The following is a 15864-nucleotide window of genomic DNA, read 5'->3' as shown; positions in this document are numbered from 1 at the left end:
AACGACCGCGAAACACGACTCGCCCCCCGCTCGAAACCGCGGCTCGCCACACTGGGCATCGCCCGGACAGCCGCAACCCGACACAGCTGCTGCTTCGGCGCCTCGAGTAACACGACACATGGATGAGGAATCTCATGGATAGCGGAAATTTCGCGTGGTCGATCACAGCAACCGCGTTGGTGCTGTTCATGACCCCGGGCGTGGCCTTCTTCTACGGAGGCCTGGTGAAGGCGAAGAGCGTCGTCAGCATGATGATGATGAGCTTCGGGGCCCTGGGTCTGATCAGCGTGCTGTGGATCCTGTACGGCTTCAACATGAGCCTGGGAGGCGGCACGTTCGCCTTCTCCGGCAACCCCTTCTCGGACTTCGGTCTCGCCGGGGCTGACAGCGCCACACTCGTCGGCGCGACCTTCGGCGCCACCTTCGCCATCATCACCGTCGCGCTCATCTCGGGCTCGATCGCGGACCGGGCCAAGTTCGGATCGTGGATGCTGTTCGCCGGCCTCTGGGCCACGATCGTCTACTTCCCCGTCGCGGCGTGGGTGTGGGGCGACGGCTGGATCTTCAACTGGGGTGACAACACCGGTCTTCCGGGCGTCATCGACTACGCCGGCGGCACCGCGGTGCACATCAACGCCGGGGCGGCAGCGCTCGCCCTTGCTCTCGTCCTCGGAAAGCGCATCGGCTTCCAGAAGGGCATCCAGAAGCCCCACAACGTCCCGCTGACGCTGCTGGGCGCGTCCATCCTCTGGTTCGGGTGGTTCGGGTTCAACGCCGGTGCCGAGGGCACGTTCGGCCTCCTCGGCGAGGAGAACACCGGCGCGGGTCTGATCGTGGTCAACACCCTCGGCGCCACGGCTGCGGCGATCCTCGGCTGGCTCATCGTCGAGAAGCTCAAGGACGGCAAGGCCACGTCGGTCGGCGCCGCTTCGGGCGCCGTCGCCGGCCTCGTCGCCATCACCCCGGCCTGCGCAAACCTGACACCCGGATGGGCACTGCTGCTCGGTGTGCTCTCGGGCGCCCTGTGCGCCCTGGCGATCGAGCTGAAGTGGAAGCTCGGCTACGACGACTCGCTCGACGTGGTCGGAATCCACCTCGTCGGCGGCCTGCTCGGCACGCTGTACCTCGGCTTCTTCGCCACCGAGACCGGCCTGTTCCTCGGTGGCGGCATCGGCCAGCTGATCTCGCAGCTCGTCGCCGCGCTCGGCGTCCTGATCTACTCCTTCGTGGTCGCCCTCCTCATCGGGTTCGCGATCCAGAAGACGCTCGGATTCCGCATCAAGAACGAGGACGAGCTCGCCGGAGTCGACACGGTCGTGCACGGCGAAGAGGGCTACCTCCTCGACGAGCGCGTCTGATCCTGCACTCGACCGATGGGCGCTCCGGCTTCGGCCGGGGCGCCCATCGCCGTCTGCGGGCTAGGGTGGCCAACGTGAGAGCACGCACCCTGATCTCGACGCTGCTGCAGCGCATCGTCCGTCCCGGCCGGCCTGTCGCCGAGGCTCCGCCCGCCTCGGGTCGCACCAGCGGGGAGGTCACCGTCGAGGTGGAGCCGCCCGCTCCCTCGGAGCTGCGGCTCGCATACGCCCCCGATGCGGACGGCGCCCCGGATGCGGGCGAGATCGTCTGGACGTGGGTTCCCTATGCCGAGAACGACGGGCGAGGAAAGGACCGCCCCGTCCTCGTCATCGGCCGCCATACCGAGGCGCGTGTGTACGCCGTCCGGCTCACGAGCAGATCGCGCGACGGAGACCGCGACTTCCTGGCCATCGGGTCGGGGTCATGGGACGCCCAGGGACGCCCCTCGTGGGTCGACATCGATCGGGTGTACAGCGTCCATGAACGCGGGTTGCGGCGCGAAGCCGCCGCCTTGGACCTCCCGAGGTTCGGGCGGGTCGCGGACGCGCTGCGTCGTCGCTACGGCTGGATGCCGCAGGGGAGGGGCTGAGGATGAAACGGTGGGCGATACCAGACTCGAACTGATGACCTCTTCCGTGTGAAGGAAGCGCGCTACCAACTGCGCCAATCGCCCGTGCTCCCGAGGGGAACGAGTTTCGATCCTACCGGATGGCGCGACGGGAAGAGGACCATTCCGGCGGACACGCGCGGGGCGACGTCGGTTTTGCGTGACGCGGGTGATCGGCTAAAGTCATACAAGTGCCCGGCGCGAAAGCCCCGGGAACGAAATGCGGATGTAGCGCAGTTGGTAGCGCATCACCTTGCCAAGGTGAGGGTCGCGAGTTCGAGTCTCGTCATCCGCTCGAGTGCGGGGATTCTACGGAATCACCAACACGTGGGTCGAACCACACACGGTGGCGTGGCCGAGCGGCTAGGCACCGGCCTGCAAAGCCGTTTACACGGGTTCGAATCCCGTCGCCACCTCCACTCCCGGTCCCGACCGGAGCACGACTCGGGCGATTGGCGCAGCGGTAGCGCGCTTCCCTGACACGGAAGAGGTCACTGGTTCGATCCCAGTATCGCCCACCACCTGAAACCCCCGGCTCGCCGGGGGTTTTCGCTTTCTCCGCTCCCCCCCGCCGGCGCGGCGCGTGCGCGAAGCCCGCCGCGGCACCGGATAGCCTTGACGGAGCCTCAGGATGGAGAGTCCCTTGACCAACCCCGCCATCCCGTCGGACGTGACGTTCCCCGCCGACGGTTTCGCACTCTTCCCCGATCGATCGGTCGTAGCGCTGCGCGTCAACGGCGACCTGCGCGACCTCGCGACCGTCGTCGACGCCGCCGACGTCGTGGAGCCGGTGGCCGTGGACAGCCGTGACGGACTCGACATCCTCCGCCATTCCACCGCGCACGTCCTCGCCCAGGCCGTGCAGCGCGTCAAGCCCCAGGCGAATCTCGGCATCGGCCCGCCGGTCGAGAACGGCTTCTACTACGACTTCGGGATCACCGAGCCCTTCACTCCGGAGGACCTCAAGGCGATCAAGAAGGAGATGGAGCGCATCGTCCGCGAGGGCCAGCGGTTCGTCCGCCGCGTCGTCACGGACGAGGAGGCTCGGGCCGAGCTGGTGGACGAGCCCTTCAAGCTCGAGTTGATCGGCCTGAAGGGCGGTGCGGCGGCGACGGAGGGCGCCTCGGTCGAAGTCGGCGCCGGCGAGCTGACGATCTACGACAACGTCACGCGGGATGGCGAGACCGCCTGGAAGGACCTGTGCCGCGGGCCGCACGTGCCCAGCACCCGCATGGTCGGCAACGGCTGGGATCTGACGCGCGTGGCCGGAGCGTACTGGCGCGGAAGCGAGAAGAACCCGCAGCTGCAGCGGATCTACGGCACCGCCTGGCCGACGAAGGACGAGCTGCGGGCCTATCAGCACCGACTCGAAGAGGCTGCCAAGCGGGACCACCGGAAGCTCGGCAGGGAGCTGGACCTGTTCTCGTTCCCCGACGAGATCGGCCCGGGGCTGTCGGTGTTCCACCCCAAGGGCGGGATCATCCGCTACGAGATCGAGCGCTACATGCGCGAGCAGCTGCTGCGCAACGGCTATGACGTCGTCAACACCCCGCACATCACCAAGGGCGACCTGTTCATGACGAGCGGGCACCTGCAGTGGTACGCCGACGGCATGTACCCCCCGATGGTGCTCGACGAACTCGTCGGCGACGACGGGCATGTCACACGCGAGGGCCAGGAGTACTACCTGAAGCCCATGAACTGCCCGTTCCACAACCTCATCTTCCGCTCCCGCGGGCGCAGCTACCGCGAGCTGCCCCTCCGGCTGAGCGAGTTCGGTTCGGTGTACCGCTACGAGAAGAGCGGCACGCTGGCGGGGCTCACCCGCGTGCGGGGGATGACGCAGGACGACACGCACATCTACGTCACAGCCGAGCAGGTGAAGGACGAGCTCACGCACAGCCTGGAGTTCGTACTGCAGACGCTGCGCGACTACGGTCTGAACGACTTCTACCTGGAGCTGTCGACGAAGGAGGACGGGAACCCCAAGTTCCTCGGGCCCGACGAGCTCTGGGACCGGGCGACGGAGACGCTGCGGGAAGTGGCGGTGGCCTCGGGCCTCGAGCTCGTGCCCGATCCGGGCGGCGCCGCCTTCTACGGCCCCAAGATCTCCGTGCAGGCACGGGACGCCATCGGCCGCACCTGGCAGATGTCGACCATCCAGCTCGACTTCAATCAGCCCGAGCGATTCGAACTCGAGTACACCGGCCCGGACGGCGAGAAGCACCGGCCGGTGATGATCCACCGTGCGCTCTTCGGATCGATCGAGCGCTTCTTCGCGATCCTGCTCGAGCATTACGCCGGTGCGTTCCCCGTGTGGCTGTCGCCGGTGCAGGTGATGGGCATCCCGGTCGCCGACGAGTACGCCGACTACCTCGGCGGCGTCATCGCCCGCCTGAAGAGCGCGGACGTGCGCGCCGAGATGGATCACAGCGCCGACCGCATGCAGAAGAAGATCCGCACCCACACCACTCAGAAGGTTCCGCTGATGCTCATCGCGGGGGAGCAGGATCGAGCAGCGGGAACGGTGTCGTTCCGCTTCCGTGACGGCACGCAGCTCAACGGCGTGCCCGTCGCGGACGCGGTGGAGCGCATCCGCTCGGCGATCGCCGCGCGCACGCTGGTCGACTCGGCGGAAGACCTGCCGTGAGCGACGGATCCCTGGAATCCGCGTCGGAGCTCGCCGGCGTTCCCGACGGCTTCCAGCGCCTGTGGACACCCCACCGCATGGCCTACATCGCGGCGGGTCCCGAAGTCCTGCGCGAGTCGTGCCCCTTCTGCGCCGCGCCCGACAAGACGGACGAGGACGGGCTCATCGTCGCCCGCGGCCGGACCGCCTACGTCCTGCTCAACCTCTTCCCGTACAACTCGGGCCACCTGCTGGTGTGCCCGTACCGGCACATCGCCACATACGATCAGGCGACAGAGGAGGAGGCCGCCGAGATCGGCATCCTCACGCAGGTCGGCATGCGCGTGCTGCGGCAGGTGTCGCGGTGCGACGGGTTCAACATCGGGATGAACCAGGGCGCCGTGGCCGGTGCGGGCGTCGACGAGCATCTGCACCAGCACGTGGTGCCACGATGGTCGGCGGACGCGAACTTCTTCCCCATCATCGCCAAGACCAAGGCGCTCCCGCAGCTGCTCGGCGACGTGCGCGACGCCGTCGCGGCCGCGTGGCCGGCGTGATCAGCCGATTCGACGAACCTCGAACTGCATACGCGGCTCGGCGTAGTGCTGCTGCGACTCCACGAGCTGGAGTTCGCGTTCGCCGGAATCCAGCGTCGTCTGCAGCAGATCGAACACGCTCGAGGTGGTCCGCGCGAGTGCGAGCCCAGCGTCCCCGGTACGCCGGTAGTGCGCGGTGAACAGCGCCGCGGTGACGTCCCCGGACCCGTTCGCCTTCAGCGGCAGGCGGGGCGTCGCGACGATCCATGATCCGGCGTCGTCGACGACCAGCATCTCGATCGTGCCCTCGGGAGCGTCCGGACGCGCGACACTGGTCACCAGCACCGTGCGCGGTCCCGTGGCGCGAACCGCATCCACGGCGCGCAGGGTCGATTCGAGCGTGTCGGGTGTCGTCCCGGTGAGATAGCCGAGCTCGAACTGATTGGGCGTGATGATGTCGGCGGCAGGCACGACGCGATCGCGGAGAAGATCGGGGATGGCCGGTGCGACGAAGCAGCCCGAGGTCGCGTTGCCCATGACCGGGTCGCACGCGTAGACGGCGGCGGGATTGGCCGACTTGACCCGGCGGACCGCGTCGAGGATGACGTCGGCGATGCCCTCGCCGCCCTGGTAGCCCGACAGCACGGCGTCGATGTGCGGCAGGACACCGCGCTCCTCGATTCCGAGGATGACCTGATGGACGTCCTCCGGATCGATGAGCGGTCCGCGCCAGGCCCCGTATCCGGTGTGATTGGAGAAGTTCACGGTGTAGACCGGCAGCACCTCGACGCCGATGCGCTGCAGGGGGAACACCGACGCGGAGTTGCCGACGTGGCCGTAAGCGACCGCGGACTGGATCGAGAGGATCTTCACCGATCGATCATCCCATGGGAGCCGTGCGCGGACCGGACCGCAGCCAGCACGTCGGAGGCGAGCCGATCGCCGTCTGCGTCATCGAGGTCATGCACGGTGAGGCGCAGATGTCGGGCGCCTGCGCCGTCCGAGAGGACGAAGTCGTCGCCCGCGCGAGCGAGCCATCCCCGCCGCATCAGGTGGGGGACGACCGCGCTCCCCGCGACCGGCAGCGGTACCCACAGACTGAGTCCGTCGCCCGCCGTCGTGGGCAGGCCCAGCGCGGTGAGGGAGCGGGCGACCCGTGCGTTGCGGTCCGCGTAGTGCGCCGCCGCGCGACGGATGCCGGAAACGACGTCCTCGTCGGTGGCGAGCGCGTGCACCAGCCGCTGCAGCAGGTGACTGACCCAGGTCGTGCCGGGGCTCAGCCGCATGGCGAGCCGCTCCGCGGTGACGGGGTCGGACGCGGTGACAGCCAGGCACATGTCGGGACCGAGGAACTTCGACACCGAGCGGACCAGAGCCCACCGTCGGTGACCCGGGCCGATCACGGACCGGTAGGGCTGAGACGACAGCATCGAGAAGTGATCGTCCTCGATGACGAGGACGTAGGGGTGCGAGGCCAGTTCGGCGCGGAGGTCCCGCGCGCGCTCCTCGCTCAGGCTCGCGCCGGTCGGGTTCTGGGCCCGCGGCGTGCAGACGACGGCGCGCACACCACCGGCGAGCGCCGCACGCAGTCCCGCGACGGTCATGCCCTCGGCATCCACCGGGATCGCGACGGGGCGGTATCCGCCCTGCCGGACGATGTTCATGCTGGACAGGAAGCACGGGTCCTCCAGCGCGACCGCGTCATCGCGGGTGAGCGCCTGGGCCAGCAGCCGCTCGATCGCGTCGGACGCCCCGCTGGTGACGGTCAGGCGCAGCTCGTGCGCGTGGTCCACCGCTTCGCGCATCCAGGCGTGGGCCCACTGCTCCAGGTCGCGATCGATGATCGGCTCGCCGTACAGCACGGGTCTGCCGGCCATGCTCGCGAGCGCGCGCGACGGATCCGGGATCAGTTCCGGATCGGGATTGCCGGTGCCCACGTCGCGCAGGACCGTGTCGGGTGCGTACCCCTCCTGGGCGATCGGGTCGGGATCGGCGATCCGGGTTCCACCCCGGCCGCGGGACGTGACGAATCCCGCCTGGGCGAGGTGGCGGTACGCGGCGACGACGGTGTTGCGGTTCACGCTCAGGCGTTCGGCGAGCGCCCGCACCGACGGGAGCACGTCGCCGGGCCGCAGCATCCCGCGGTCGCGCAGCTCGCGGATGCTCTCCGCGATCTCGGATGCCGATGAGCCGGCGATGTCGTCATGCGACGTCATGGCACCTCCCGTGCGCGAGCTTACGTGCCCCACATGCTATCTTTTGGCCTAGGTCAAACAAGGAGCATTGCATGTCCACTGCCGCCACCGGTTCTTCGCGCGTCAAGCGCGGCCTCGCCGAGATGCTGAAAGGCGGCGTCATCATGGACGTCGTCACCGCCGATCAGGCCAAGATCGCCGAGGACGCCGGCGCCGTGGCCGTCATGGCCCTCGAGCGGGTGCCCGCCGACATCCGGGCGCAGGGCGGCGTGTCGCGGATGAGCGACCCGGACATGATCGACAGCATCATCGAGGCCGTCTCGATCCCGGTCATGGCCAAGGCGCGCATCGGGCACTTCGTCGAGGCCCAGGTGCTGCAGGAACTCGGCGTCGACTACATCGACGAGTCCGAGGTCCTCTCTCCCGCCGACTACGTGAACCACATCGACAAGTGGGGCTTCACGGTGCCGTTCGTCTGCGGGGCGACCAACCTCGGAGAGGCGTTGCGCCGCATCAACGAGGGCGCGGCGATGATCCGCTCCAAGGGAGAGGCCGGCACCGGCGACGTGTCCGAGGCCACCAAGCACATCCGCAAGATCACCGGCGAGATCAACATGCTCCGCTCGATGACCAAGGATGAGCTCTACGTCGCGGCCAAGGAGCTGCAGGCGCCGTACGAGCTGGTCGCCGAGGTCGCCGAGACCGGCGCGCTGCCCGTCGTCCTCTTCGTCGCGGGAGGTGTGGCCACGCCCGCCGACGCCGCGATGATGATGCAGATGGGCGCCGACGGCGTCTTCGTCGGCTCGGGGATCTTCAAGTCGGGGAACCCCGCGCAGCGCGCCGCGGCGATCGTGAAGGCGACGACGTTCTACGACGACGCGAAGGTGATCGCGGAGGTCTCGCGAGGCCTCGGCGAGGCGATGGTCGGCATCAACGTCGCCGACCTCCCGGCCCCGCATCGCCTCGCCGAGCGCGGCTGGTGACAGGACCCGTGCGACCCCGTCCCTCGGGGCGCGAAGCGCGATGAGGATCGGCGTCCTGGCCCTCCAGGGGGATGTGCGCGAGCATCTGCGGGTGCTGACCGCCCTCGGGGTCGAGGCGGTGGCGGTGCGTCGTCCCGATGAGCTGGGGTCCGTGCGGGGTCTCGTGCTCCCGGGCGGTGAGTCCAGCGTGATCGACAAGCTCTCGCGGGCCTTCGGCATGCAGCATCCGATCCGGGAAGCGATCTCGTCCGGGATGCCGGTGTACGGCACGTGCGCGGGCATGATCCTCCTGGCCGACCGCATCACGGACGGCATCGTCGGGCAGGAGACGTTCGGAGGCCTGGATATCACGGTCCGCCGCAACGCCTTCGGCAGCCAGTCGGACTCGTTCGAGACCGACCTCGACGTCCCCGTGCTCGGCGACCTCCCGGTGCACGCCGCCTTCATCCGAGCGCCGCTGGTCACGCAGACGGGCCACGATGTCGAGGTGCTGGCGCGGCTGGACGACGGGGGAGTGGTGGCGGTGCGGCAGGGTGCGCTGCTCGCCACATCGTTCCACCCCGAAGTGAGCGGAGAGAGCCGATTCCACCAGCTCTTCGTCGACACCGTGCGCGCATCCTGAGCGCGCGACGCGGTGCCGCTAGGTTGCATACATGACGATCAACGAGTGGTGGCGGGACCACCCCGAGGAGCGCTACTGGATGATCGCGCCGTCCCGCGGGATCGTCGGGGACGCTCTGGTCGCCCCGAAGGCCGCGCCCGTGCGCCGGTTCGAGTGGTCGCACGAGCTCGTCGGATGCACCGCCCCCGGCGACACCCTCTTCGTCTGGGACCGCACACTCGCGAGCCCCGGTATCGCGGCGTGGGGCCGCATCCTCGGTCCGCTCGGCGAAGAGGAGCGCGCGCGGCACGGTGAGACGATGGCGCACTGGCGGATGCCGGTGAGTGACACCCTCCGGCTCGCCTCGCCCATCACGCTGGCGGCGCTGCGGCGCATCGGCGGCGACATCGTCGCCATCCGCGATCGGATCGAGGCGGACACCGACGGGCCCGTCTACTTCCCCTTCATCGGCGGACCCACGACGCTCGCACCCGCACCGGCGTACATCGCGAAGATCCCGCGCGATCTGGTCGCGCTGCTGTCGTCGCGGTTCGGCTTCGAGTTCGCCCTCTGACGCCGCATAGACTGGAAATCATGTCCGGCCACTCCAAGTGGGCGACGACCAAGCACAAGAAGGCCGTCATCGACGCGCGTCGTGCCAAGTCGTTCGCCAAGCTCATCAAGAACATCGAAGTCGCCGCCAAGATCGGCGGCGCCGACCTCGCGGGCAACCCGACGCTGTACGATGCCGTCCAGAAGGCGAAGAAGACGTCGGTCCCCAACGACAACATCGATCGCGCCATCAAGCGCGGCGCCGGCATCGGCGGCGAGGCGGTGGAGTACACCTCGATCATGTACGAGGGCTACGGTCCGGGCGGAGTTGCCCTCATGATCGAGTGTCTGACCGACAACAAGAACCGCGCCGCAGCAGAGGTGAGGACGGCCCTCAGCCGCAACGGCGGCAACCTCGCGGATCCGGGGAGCGTCGCGTACAACTTCACCCGGAAGGGCGTCATCGTCGTCTCGGGCGAGGGCACGACCGAGGACGATGTGATGATGACCGTCCTCGAGGCCGGCGCCGAGGAGGTGGAGCCGCACGCCCAGGGGTTCGAGGTGATCACCGAGGCGGGCGACCTGGTGACGGTGCGATCGGCCCTGCAGGATGCCGGAATCGACTACGAGTCCGCCGACGTCGAGTTCGTCCCGAACCTCAAGGTCGACATCGACGCCGACACGGCGCGCAAGATCTTCCGCCTGATCGACGCACTCGAAGACAGCGACGACGTGCAGAACGTCTACTCGAACTTCGACCTGTCCGCCGAGGTCCAGTCCGAGCTGGAGACCGACGAGTAGGCCGGCGGGGCGCGCCTGGCGGCATCCGGTCGGCACGCCGCCTACGGTGGGGCCATGACCTCCCTCCGACGTGTGCAGCGCGTCCTCGGCATCGATCCGGGCCTCACGCGGTGCGGAGTCGGCGTGGTGGATGTCGCCCCCGACCGGTCGGCGGTGCTCGTCCATGTGGGCGTGGTGCGCTCGTCGCCCGACGCGGCGATCGAGACGCGTCTGGCCACGATCGCGGCGGGCATCCGCGCCGTCATCGACGAGCACGACCCGCACGTGATCGCTGTCGAGCGCGTGTTCTCGCAGCACAACCGCCACAGTGTCATGGGCACCGCCCAGGCCAGCGGCGTCGCCCTCCTCGTGGCGGGCGAGCGCGGCATCCCGGCCGCGACCCACACGCCCACCGAGGTCAAGGCCGCCATCACCGGCTACGGGGCTGCGGACAAGCGCCAGGTCCAGCAGATGGTCGCGCGGGTGCTCCGGCTGGATTCCCTGCCCACCCCGGCCGACGCCGCCGACGCGCTGGCGCTGGCGCTGTGCCATGCATGGCGCGGGGCCGGTCCGTCGGCGGCCCCGACGGGTGCGCTCACGCCCGCCCAGCGCGCGTGGGCGGACGCCGAGCGCGTGTCACGGCGCTGAGCGTGTCGCTCGAACATAGCTCCGAATCGGCGTTTAGGCTCGCTTCATGATCTCGTCCGTCCGCGGCCCCGTGCTCCACATCGGCTCCGACGCCGTCGTCATCGACGTCGGGGGCGTGGGACTCTCGGTGGCCGTGACGCCCCAGGTCTCGCGCGCCCTCCGGACGGGCGAGACGGCGATGCTGCACACGACGCTCATCGTCCGCGAGGACTCTCTCTCGCTCTTCGGCTTCGACACCCGTGACGAGCTCGAGGTGTTCTCCCTGCTCCTGGGCGTCACCGGTGTCGGGCCCAAGTCCGCGCTCGGCGTGCTCGCCTCGCTCTCGGTCGACCAGATCGCCGACGCCGTGGCGAACGACGACGACGCGCCGTTCCGCCGTGTGTCGGGCATCGGACCGAAGACCGCCAAGCTCATCGTCGTCCAGCTCGCCGGCAAGCTCGCCGCACGCGCACGTTCCGGTGCCGTCGACGCCGTCACGCCCCCCGACGTGTCGGCTCAGGTCGTGGCCGCGCTGGCGGGCCTCGGCTGGTCGGAGCGTGTGGCCGTCGAGGCCGTCGCCGGCGTCCTCGAGACCGCGGGCCCCGCGGACCGCGGCTCGGTGCCGGTGCTCCTGCGGATGACCCTCGCCGAGCTCGGCCCCGCGCGGAAGGAGCCGGTCGGTGGATGAGCTCCGCGACACCGCCGAGCCGGTGGACGACACGGAACTCGCGATCGAGGGGGCGCTCCGCCCCGCCTCGCTGTCGGAGTTCGTCGGGCAGCAGAAGGTTCGCGGGCAGCTGCAGCTGCTGCTCGATGCCGCGCGCATCCAGCAGCGTCCCGCCGACCACATCCTGCTGTCCGGACCCCCCGGACTCGGCAAGACCACCTTGGCCATGATCGTGGCTCACGAGAGCGGACGGCCACTGCGGCTCTCCAGCGGGCCCGCGATCCAGCACGCCGGCGACCTGGCCGCGCTGCTGTCGAGCCTGACGCCCGGAGAGGTCCTCTTCATCGACGAGGTGCATCGCATGGCCCGCTCGGCCGAGGAGATGCTGTACCTGGCGATGGAGGATTTCCGCATCGACATCATGGTGGGCAAGGGAGCCGGCGCCACCAGCATCCCGCTGGATCTCGCGCCGTTCACCCTGGTCGGCGCCACGACGCGCTCCGGGCTGCTGCCGAACCCGTTGCGGGACCGCTTCGGCTTCACCGCGCATCTGGAGTACTACGAACCGGCGGAGTTGGAACGCGTCATCGAGAGGTCGGCGATGATGCTGGGGGTGGGCCTTCCGCCGATCGCCCGCAGCGAGATCGCCCGCCGTTCGAGGGGTACGCCCCGCATCGCCAACCGCCTGCTCCGCCGCGTCCGCGACTACACCATCGTCCACGGAGACGGGCGCGACGCCGACCCGGCGACGGTGGATGCCGCCCTCGACCTGTACGACGTCGACGCGATCGGCCTGGACCGCCTCGACCGGGCGGTGCTGGAGGCCCTCGTGCGGCGCTTCCGCGGCGGCCCGGTGGGATTGAGCACCCTCGCGGTGACGGTGGGCGAAGAGGCCGAGACCATCGAATCGGTGGTGGAGCCCTACCTCGTGCGGATCGGGTTCATGGGCCGCACGCCGCGGGGCCGCGTGGCCACACGCGAGGCATATCAGCACCTCGGCGCGGCCCCGGCGGAGTCGGTGCTGGAGATCGATGACCTATAATCGCTGGAGGCTTTCGCCTGACCCCCTCCTGCACAGGCAGTGCCGCTCTGGCGCGAGCCGGAACCGAAAGGTGCCCCCACCTCCATGAGCTTCGCCGAATTCTTCGCCAACTACGGCCTCATCCTCCTCCTCGTCGTCCTCCTGGTGTTCATGTTCTGGAGCTCGCGCCGGCGGATGCAGAAGCAGAAGCTCGAGCAGGAGGAGCGCGCGCGCCAGACGGTCCCCGGCGCCGAGGTCCTGCTGCAGGGCGGTCTGTACGGCACGATCGTCTCCTACGACCCCGAGAACCTCGACCAGCCCGCGATCGTCGAGATCGCGCCGGGCGTCGACATCAAGGTCCACAGCCAGGCGATCCTGCGCATCGTGAGCGGCACAGACGCCGACACCGTCGCCGAGCCGCTGGCGGCCGAGCCGGCCGACGAGATCGCTGCAGATGACGCCGGCCCGATCGAGCCCGACACCGACGCGGACCGCAAGCCCAACGTCTGACCGCCCGAAGGGGCCCCGAGAGAGCTGATCCGTGGCGACATCCACCCCCGTCCGGCACGCCTGGCGTGCACTCACCGGACTTCTGACGATCACCGCCGTCCTCTTCGGCATCAATGCGCTGGGCGTGCACGTCTTCCAGGAGAGCTCCTGGCAGCCCGAGCTCGCCCTCGACCTGCAGGGCGGAACGCAGATCATCCTGCAGGCGCAGACCGAGGACGGCGCAAGCCCCTCCGCCGAGCAGATGAGCCAGGCGGTGACGATCATCCGTCAGCGCGTGGATGCGTCGGGCGTCGGCGAAGCCGACGTCACGACCGAGGGCGGACAGAACATCGTCGTGCAGATCCCCGGTCAGGCCGACGAGCAGACGCGGCAGCGCATCGAGGCGTCCGCGCAGCTCCAGCTGCGGGCGGTCCTGTTCGCCGGTCAGCCGGCGAACACCTTCGTTGGAGAGGATGGGACGGCCACGCCGTATCCGACGCCGGATCCGTCGCTGGCAGCCACTCCGACGGCCGAGCCGACCAACGGCAGCGACCCCTCGTGGATCACCGATCGCCTCTACGCGGAGTTCCTCGCCTACGACTGCGCGGACACCGCGAACGACCCCGCCTCGGCGCCCACCGACCAGCCGCTCATTACCTGCGACATCGACGGCACCGTGAAGTACATCCTCGGGCCCGTCGAGCTCGACGGATCGTCCATCGACGATGCGACGTTCGGCCTTCAGCAGACCAACGGCCTCTGGGCGGTGAACCTCGTCTTCGACGGTGAGGGCACCGAGACCTTCGGGCAGATCAGCCAGCGGCTCTACGGCGCCGAGTCGCCCCTGAACCAGTTCGCCTTCGTGCTGGACGGCTCCGTGCTCTCCGCCCCGTCGATGAACGGCGTGATCCTCGACGGACGGCCGAGCATCACCGGCAGCTTCACCCAGGAGACGGCCAAAGTCCTCGCCGATCAGCTGAAGTACGGCGCGCTTCCCCTGAGCTTCTCCGTCGAGAGCTCGAACTCGATCTCCGCCACGCTCGGGTCGCAGCAGCTTCAGATCGGCCTCATCGCCGGCCTCATCGGTCTCGCGCTCGTCGCGATCTACTCTCTCGCCGTCTACCGCGCCCTCGGCGTGATCATCATCGCGTCCCTCGGCGTGATGGCTGTGCTCACGTACGTCACGCTGTGCATCCTGGCGTGGCGCATGGGCTTCCGCCTGTCACTGGCCGGCGTCGCGGGCTTGATCGTGACGATCGGATTCACCGCCGACTCGTTCATCGTCTACTTCGAGCGCATCCGTGACGAGCTGCGCGACGGCAAGTCGATCACCAGCGCCGTCGAGGACGGCTGGGGCCGCGCCAAGCGCACGATCTACATCTCGAAGTCGATCAACGTCCTGGCCGCCATCGTGCTCTACATCCTGGCCGACTCCACGGTGAAGGGCTTCGCCTTCACCCTGGGGCTCACGACGGCCATCGACGTCTTGATCTTCATCCTCTTCACCCACCCGGTGCTGCAGCTGCTCGCCCGAAACCGCTTCTTCGGATCCGGCCACCCGCTCTCGGGACTCGACCCTGCCGCACTCGGCGCGGTCTACCGCGGGCGGGCCCAGTTCCGCGCCCCCGTCGCCGCGTCCGCGAACACCGGCGCGGGTCGCCGCGCGGTCAAGTCCCGAAGCGAGGCCGTGCGTCGCCAGACCATCGCCGAACGCAAGCAGGCGGAGATGGCTGCCGCCGACACCGGTCGATCACGCACCGCCACGAAGGAGGGAGACGACTGATGCGCTCCATGAGCCAGTTCGGCAACGACCTCTACACCGGCAAGACCTCGATCCCGTTCGTGGGTCGCCGGCGGCTGTGGTTCATCATCGCGGCCGTCCTCGTGATCGGTGCCGCCCTCGTCCCCCTGTTCCGCCCGATCCAGTTCTCGATCGAGTTCACCGGCGGCTCGCAGTTCACCGTCAGCGGGGTGGCGACCACCGATCAGGCGCTCGCGACCGATGCCGTCCGCACCGTCGTGCCGGGCGCCACCACGAAGGTGGTGACCGTCGGCGACGACACCGTCCGCGTGCAGACGGACCAGATGACCGACGCCGAGAGCCGTGAGGTCTCGAACGTCCTCGCGGACTCGTACGGCGTCTCCGCCGACGAGGTCAGCTATTCCTTCATCGGTCCGAGCTGGGGAGCCGACGTCACCCGGCAGTCGCTGTGGGGCCTGGCGATCTTCCTGGCCCTCACCTTCTTGATCCTGGCCCTGTACTTCCGGACCGTGAAGATGTCGATCGCCGCGATCATCGGCCTCGTCGACGTGCTCGTGATCACCATCGGCATCTACGCCCTGTTCGGCTTCGAGATCTCGCCCGCGGCGGTGATCGGGTTCCTCACGATCCTTTCGTACGCGCTGTACGACACCACGGTGGTCTTCGACAAGATCAGGGAGAACACCAGCGAGGACGGCGAGGTGTCGGGACGCACGTTCGGCGAATCGGTGAACCTCGGCGTCAACCAGACACTGGTCCGCTCCATCAACACGACCGTCGTGGCCGTGCTCCCCACCGGCGCGATCCTGTTCATCGGCGCTCTCTGGCTCGGTGCGCAGACGCTCACCGACATCTCACTGTCGATCTTCGTGGGAACGATCGTCGCGGCGTATTCGACGATCTTCGTCGCCGCTCCGCTCTACTCGCTCCTGCGTGAGAACGAGCCGGGGATGAAGTCCCGCGACGCACGGGTGCTCGCCGCCCGTGAGCTCGCAGGTCAACCCGCCTGAACGGACGCGCCCGCGCGCGGGCGTAGGATTGTCTGATCCAGGGAGG

16 protein-coding genes and 4 tRNA genes are annotated in these 15864 nt (G+C 69.0%); 17 read left to right on the top strand and 3 right to left on the bottom strand.

The window, feature by feature from the left end:
* The first annotated feature begins 134 nt into the window (after positions 1-134).
* Positions 135-1358: an ammonium transporter gene (locus tag NFR93_RS02135; RefSeq protein WP_251449680.1), complete on the top strand. Its 1224-nt coding sequence runs from the start codon at positions 135-137 to the stop codon at positions 1356-1358.
* 74 nt (positions 1359-1432) lie between these two features.
* Positions 1433-1948, top strand: coding sequence for a type II toxin-antitoxin system PemK/MazF family toxin (locus tag NFR93_RS02130; protein WP_251449679.1), 516 nt, complete (start codon positions 1433-1435; stop codon positions 1946-1948).
* A gap of 11 nt (positions 1949-1959) precedes the next feature.
* Here NFR93_RS02130 and NFR93_RS02125 read toward each other — a convergent pair.
* Positions 1960-2032: transfer RNA gene (locus NFR93_RS02125), tRNA-Val, on the bottom strand.
* A gap of 156 nt (positions 2033-2188) precedes the next feature.
* Here NFR93_RS02125 and NFR93_RS02120 point away from each other — a divergent pair.
* The 5 genes from NFR93_RS02120 to NFR93_RS02100 all read left to right on the top strand — a co-directional run bounded on the left by NFR93_RS02120 (position 2189) and on the right by NFR93_RS02100 (position 5152).
* Positions 2189-2261, top strand: a tRNA-Gly gene (locus NFR93_RS02120).
* 50 nt (positions 2262-2311) lie between these two features.
* Positions 2312-2385: transfer RNA gene (locus tag NFR93_RS02115), tRNA-Cys, on the top strand.
* 27 nt (positions 2386-2412) lie between these two features.
* Positions 2413-2487: transfer RNA gene (locus tag NFR93_RS02110), tRNA-Val, on the top strand.
* Positions 2488-2597: 110 nt separating this feature from the next.
* On the top strand, positions 2598-4616 hold the full coding sequence (gene thrS / locus NFR93_RS02105; protein WP_251449678.1) for a threonine--tRNA ligase: 2019 nt from the start codon (positions 2598-2600) through the stop codon (positions 4614-4616).
* Positions 4613-5152, top strand: a complete 540-nt coding sequence (locus tag NFR93_RS02100) for an HIT family protein (RefSeq protein ID WP_251449677.1) — start codon at positions 4613-4615, stop codon at positions 5150-5152. The genes thrS and NFR93_RS02100 overlap by 4 nt, the downstream gene beginning before the upstream one ends.
* On the opposite strand, the gene pdxY is transcribed toward NFR93_RS02100, so the two are convergent.
* Together pdxY and NFR93_RS02090 are read right to left on the bottom strand one after the other, a co-directional pair.
* On the bottom strand, positions 5153-6004 hold the full coding sequence (gene pdxY / locus NFR93_RS02095) for a pyridoxal kinase PdxY (RefSeq protein ID WP_251449676.1): 852 nt from the start codon (positions 6002-6004) through the stop codon (positions 5153-5155). It abuts the gene before it with no gap.
* Entirely contained in the window at positions 6001-7347 is a 1347-nt protein-coding gene (locus NFR93_RS02090; protein WP_251449675.1) for an aminotransferase class I/II-fold pyridoxal phosphate-dependent enzyme, read from the bottom strand. Before NFR93_RS02090 ends, pdxY begins: the two co-directional genes overlap by 4 nt.
* A 71-nt stretch (positions 7348-7418) precedes the next feature.
* Here NFR93_RS02090 and pdxS point away from each other — a divergent pair, with 71 nt between their 5' ends.
* The 10 genes from pdxS (at position 7419) to secF (ending at position 15818) form a co-directional block, all read left to right on the top strand.
* On the top strand, positions 7419-8309 hold the full coding sequence (gene pdxS / locus NFR93_RS02085; RefSeq protein ID WP_251449674.1) for a pyridoxal 5'-phosphate synthase lyase subunit PdxS: 891 nt from the start codon (positions 7419-7421) through the stop codon (positions 8307-8309).
* A gap of 40 nt (positions 8310-8349) precedes the next feature.
* A complete protein-coding gene (pdxT, locus tag NFR93_RS02080; protein ID WP_251449673.1) occupies positions 8350-8931 on the top strand; it encodes a pyridoxal 5'-phosphate synthase glutaminase subunit PdxT in 582 nt (193 codons plus the stop codon).
* Positions 8932-8962: 31 nt separating this feature from the next.
* A complete protein-coding gene (locus NFR93_RS02075; protein WP_251449672.1) occupies positions 8963-9484 on the top strand; it encodes a hypothetical protein in 522 nt (173 codons plus the stop codon).
* A gap of 20 nt (positions 9485-9504) precedes the next feature.
* Positions 9505-10263, top strand: a complete 759-nt coding sequence (locus tag NFR93_RS02070) for a YebC/PmpR family DNA-binding transcriptional regulator (RefSeq protein ID WP_251449671.1) — start codon at positions 9505-9507, stop codon at positions 10261-10263.
* 54 nt (positions 10264-10317) lie between these two features.
* A complete protein-coding gene (gene ruvC, locus NFR93_RS02065) occupies positions 10318-10890 on the top strand; it encodes a crossover junction endodeoxyribonuclease RuvC (protein ID WP_251449670.1) in 573 nt (190 codons plus the stop codon).
* A 46-nt stretch (positions 10891-10936) separates the two neighbouring features.
* Positions 10937-11557: a Holliday junction branch migration protein RuvA gene (gene ruvA, locus NFR93_RS02060; RefSeq protein WP_251449669.1), complete on the top strand. Its 621-nt coding sequence runs from the start codon at positions 10937-10939 to the stop codon at positions 11555-11557.
* A complete protein-coding gene (gene ruvB / locus NFR93_RS02055) occupies positions 11550-12578 on the top strand; it encodes a Holliday junction branch migration DNA helicase RuvB (RefSeq protein WP_251449668.1) in 1029 nt (342 codons plus the stop codon). Before ruvA ends, ruvB begins: the two co-directional genes overlap by 8 nt.
* Before the next feature lie 84 nt (positions 12579-12662).
* A complete protein-coding gene (locus tag NFR93_RS02050; RefSeq protein ID WP_251449667.1) occupies positions 12663-13067 on the top strand; it encodes a preprotein translocase subunit YajC in 405 nt (134 codons plus the stop codon).
* Positions 13068-13098: 31 nt separating this feature from the next.
* Positions 13099-14829 (top strand): protein translocase subunit SecD, encoded by a 1731-nt coding sequence (gene secD, locus NFR93_RS02045; protein WP_251449666.1) that lies wholly within the window; start codon positions 13099-13101, stop codon positions 14827-14829.
* Positions 14829-15818 carry a protein translocase subunit SecF gene (secF, locus tag NFR93_RS02040; RefSeq protein ID WP_251449665.1) on the top strand — a complete coding sequence of 330 codons (990 nt, stop codon included), beginning with the start codon at positions 14829-14831 and terminating at the stop codon, positions 15816-15818. The genes secD and secF overlap by 1 nt, the downstream gene beginning before the upstream one ends.
* The last annotated feature ends 46 nt before the right edge of the window (positions 15819-15864 follow it).

The organism is Microbacterium sp. Marseille-Q6648, from assembly GCF_943181415.1.
Taxonomy (GTDB): Bacteria; Actinomycetota; Actinomycetes; order Actinomycetales; family Microbacteriaceae; genus Microbacterium.
The sequence above is the reverse complement of the archived record's forward strand: the minus strand, read 5'-3'. Positions and strand labels throughout refer to the sequence as shown.

Excerpts from the sequence above, each read along its gene's own strand:
- thrS (WP_251449678.1), top strand. The coding sequence starts at position 2,598 with ATGGAGAGTCCCTTGACCAACCCCGCCATCCCGTCGGACGTGACGTTC.
- NFR93_RS02070 (WP_251449671.1), top strand. The coding sequence starts at position 9,505 with ATGTCCGGCCACTCCAAGTGGGCGACGACCAAGCACAAGAAGGCCGTC.
- pdxS (WP_251449674.1), top strand. The coding sequence starts at position 7,419 with ATGTCCACTGCCGCCACCGGTTCTTCGCGCGTCAAGCGCGGCCTCGCC.
- NFR93_RS02050 (WP_251449667.1), top strand. The coding sequence starts at position 12,663 with ATGAGCTTCGCCGAATTCTTCGCCAACTACGGCCTCATCCTCCTCCTC.
- pdxT (WP_251449673.1), top strand. The coding sequence starts at position 8,350 with ATGAGGATCGGCGTCCTGGCCCTCCAGGGGGATGTGCGCGAGCATCTG.
- ruvC (WP_251449670.1), top strand. The coding sequence starts at position 10,318 with ATGACCTCCCTCCGACGTGTGCAGCGCGTCCTCGGCATCGATCCGGGC.
- secF (WP_251449665.1), top strand. The coding sequence starts at position 14,829 with ATGCGCTCCATGAGCCAGTTCGGCAACGACCTCTACACCGGCAAGACC.
- NFR93_RS02135 (WP_251449680.1), top strand. The coding sequence starts at position 135 with ATGGATAGCGGAAATTTCGCGTGGTCGATCACAGCAACCGCGTTGGTG.
- ruvA (WP_251449669.1), top strand. The coding sequence starts at position 10,937 with ATGATCTCGTCCGTCCGCGGCCCCGTGCTCCACATCGGCTCCGACGCC.
- NFR93_RS02075 (WP_251449672.1), top strand. The coding sequence starts at position 8,963 with ATGACGATCAACGAGTGGTGGCGGGACCACCCCGAGGAGCGCTACTGG.
- NFR93_RS02090 (WP_251449675.1), bottom strand. The coding sequence starts at position 7,347 with ATGACGTCGCATGACGACATCGCCGGCTCATCGGCATCCGAGATCGCG.